Genomic DNA, 3,505 nt, shown 5'->3' with positions numbered 1-3,505 from the left:
GGGGAAATGTTAAGGGCCACCCCCGGATGGGGGTGGCCCTTAACAGTGTGAATGTCCGGCGGCGTCCTACTCTCCCACGACCTCCCGGTCGCAGTACCATCGGCGCTGAAGGGCTTAACTTCCAGGTTCGGAATGGAGACTGGGTGTTTCCCCGACGCTATGGCCACCGAAACTCTATGAGAACACATGTCAACCAACACAAAGCCACTCGGGCTGGGGTTGACCGTATCCTGGGAACCGTACAGTGAACGCGAACATACCTTGTTACGTAGCGCAGCTTGCTTGAGAGTTGTGTGTGTGACAAGCCCTCGGCCTATTAGTACCAGTCAGCTCCACACCTTACGGCGCTTCCACTTCTGGCCTATCAACCCAGTGGTCTACTGGGGGCCTTACCCGGTTAACCCGGTGGGAGACCTCATCTTGAAGCGTGCTTCCCGCTTAGATGCTTTCAGCGGTTATCACTCCCGAACGTAGCCAACCAGCCGTGCTCCTGGCGGAACAACTGGCACACCAGAGGTTCGTCCACCCCGGTCCTCTCGTACTAGGGGCAGCCCTTCTCAAGTCTCCTGCGCGCGCAGCGGATAGGGACCGAACTGTCTCACGACGTTCTAAACCCAGCTCGCGTGCCGCTTTAATGGGCGAACAGCCCAACCCTTGGGACCTACTCCAGCCCCAGGATGCGACGAGCCGACATCGAGGTGCCAAACCATCCCGTCGATATGGACTCTTGGGGAAGATCAGCCTGTTATCCCCGGGGTACCTTTTATCCGTTGAGCGACGGTGCTCCCACATGCCACCGCCGGATCACTAGTTCCGACTTTCGTCCCTGCTCGACATGTCTGTCTCACAGTCAAGCTCCCTTGTGCACTTACACTCAACACCTGATTGCCAACCAGGCTGAGGGAACCTTTGAGCGCCTCCGTTACCTTTTAGGAGGCGACCGCCCCAGTCAAACTACCCACCAGGCACTGTCCCTGATCCGGATAACGGACCAAAGTTAGACAGCCAGAACAATCAGAGTGGTATTTCAACGATGACTCCACCCGAACTGGCGTCCGAGCTTCACAGTCTCCCACCTATCCTACACAAATTGTACCGACCACCAATACCAAGTTGTAGTAAAGGTCCCGGGGTCTTTCCGTCCTGCTGCGCGTAACGAGCATCTTTACTCGTAATGCAATTTCGCCGAGTCCATGGTTGAGACAGCGCCCAAGTCGTTACGCCATTCGTGCAGGTCGGAACTTACCCGACAAGGAATTTCGCTACCTTAGGATGGTTATAGTTACCACCGCCGTTTACTGGCGCTTAAGTTCAAAGCTTCGCCGGCCGAAACCAGCTAACCTGTCCCCTTAACGTTCCAGCACCGGGCAGGCGTCAGTCCGTATACATCGAATTACTTCTTCGCACGGACCTGTGTTTTTAGTAAACAGTCGCTTGGGCCTGGTCTCTGCGACCATCACCGCTTCAGTGAGCAAGTCACCTCACGGATCCGGTCCCCCTTCTCCCGAAGTTACGGGGGCATTTTGCCGAGTTCCTTAACCATGGTTCACTCGATCGCCTTGGTATTCTCTACCTGATCACCTGTGTCGGTTTGGGGTACGGGCGGCTCTGACACTCACTGCGAAGTTTTTCTCGGCAGCATGGGATCATCCACTTCCCCTAAACGGGTCCGCCTCGGCTCTCAGGCATCATGAGACACGGATTTGCCTATGCCTCGCCCTACCACCTTGCCCGCGGATCAGCTTGCGCCTACCATCGCCGCGGTTGGACTACCCTCCTGCGTCACTCCTCAATGCACCTACTACCACCTCGGGCCACCAACCCCACCAATCCATCCGAAGACATCATGGTTTCGTTGGCTTAGCATCAGCGGGTTCGGTCGGGTCGTATCAGTGCCGGTACGGGAATATCAACCCGTTGTCCATCGACTACGCCTGTCGGCCTCGCCTTAGGTCCCGACTTACCCAGGGCAGATTAGCTTGACCCTGGAACCCTTGATCATCCGGCGGACGGGTTTCTCACCCGTCATTCGCTACTCATGCCTGCATTCTCACTCGTGCAGCATCCACAACTCCATCACTAGGCTGCTTCACACGCTGCACGACGCTCCCCTACCCACCCACACACCTGGACACAGACCAAAATCTGTGCCGAGTACTTGTGTGAGTGCCACAGCTTCGGCGGATTGCTTGAGCCCCGCTACATTGTCGGCGCGGAATCACTTGACCAGTGAGCTATTACGCACTCTTTCAAGGGTGGCTGCTTCTAAGCCAACCTCCTGGTTGTCTGGGCAACTCCACATCCTTTTCCACTTAGCAATCGCTTAGGGGCCTTAGCTGGTGATCTGGGCTGTTTCCCTCTCGACTACGGAGCTTATCCCCCGCAGTCTCACTGCCGCGCTCTCACTTACCGGCATTCGGAGTTTGGCTGATTTCGGTAAGCCGGTAAGCCCCCTAGACCATCCAGTGCTCTACCTCCGGTAAGAAACACACGACGCTGCACCTATATGCATTTCGGGGAGAACCAGCTATCACGGAGTTTGATTGGCCTTTCACCCCTATCCACAGGTCATCCCCCAGGTTTTCAACCCTGGTGGGTTCGGTCCTCCACGCGGTCTTACCCGCGCTTCAACCTGCCCATGGATAGATCACTCCGCTTCGGGTCTAGAGCATGCGACTAAAACGCCCTATTCAGACTCGCTTTCGCTACGGCTACCCCACACGGGTTAACCTCGCCACACACCACTAACTCGCAGGCTCATTCTTCAAAAGGCACGCCGTCACACCCTTACAAGAAGAGTGCTCCGACGGATTGTAGGCAACCGGTTTCAGGTACTATTTCACTCCCCTCCCGGGGTACTTTTCATCTTTCCCTCACGGTACTAGTCCGCTATCGGTCACCAAGAAGTATTTAGGCTTAGCGGGTGGTCCCGCCAGATTCACACGGAATTTCAAGAGTCCCGTGCTACTTGGGAAAACACTCGAAAGTCACTGTCTTACGCCTACGGGGCTATAACCCACTACGGCTCAACATTCCAGAAAATTCGACTTCAACAGTGATTGATAACTCTCTGACACCACGGCATTAGTGTCTGAATGCTCCCACAACCCCATATACGCAACGCACGCCGGCTATCACACGCACATGGTTTAGCCTCATCCGCTTTCGCTCGCCACTACTCACGGAATCACTATTGTTTTCTCTTCCTGCGGGTACTGAGATGTTTCACTTCCCCGCGTTCCCTCCAGAACCCTATGTGTTCAGGCACTGGTAACTGGCTTTAGAATGCCAGCTGGGTTTCCCCATTCGGACACCCCCGGATCACAGCTCGGTTGCCAACTCCCCGGGGCTTATCGCAGGCTCCAACGTCCTTCATCGGCTCTTGGTGCCAAGACATCCACCGATTGCCCTTAGTAGCTTGTCACTAACTAAAAGCAAAAATTACGCTACAAAAGATGCTCGCGTTCACTATACAGTTCTCAAAATACGGGCAGGAACACCAGCC

The 3,505-nt window shown here is 55.3% G+C and carries 2 rRNA genes; both read right to left on the bottom strand.

Features of this window, described 5'->3' with window-relative positions:
* Positions 1-53 precede the first annotated feature (53 nt).
* Positions 54-171, bottom strand: a 5S ribosomal RNA gene (gene rrf / locus ABD260_RS37385).
* 125 nt (positions 172-296) lie between these two features.
* Positions 297-3,424: ribosomal RNA gene (locus ABD260_RS37380) — 23S ribosomal RNA — on the bottom strand.
* Positions 3,425-3,505 lie beyond the last annotated feature (81 nt).

It is taken from the genome of Kribbella hippodromi, assembly GCF_039531045.1.
In the GTDB taxonomy this organism is placed as follows: Bacteria; Actinomycetota; Actinomycetes; order Propionibacteriales; family Kribbellaceae; genus Kribbella; species Kribbella hippodromi.
The sequence above is the reverse complement of the archived record's forward strand: the minus strand, read 5'-3'. Positions and strand labels throughout refer to the sequence as shown.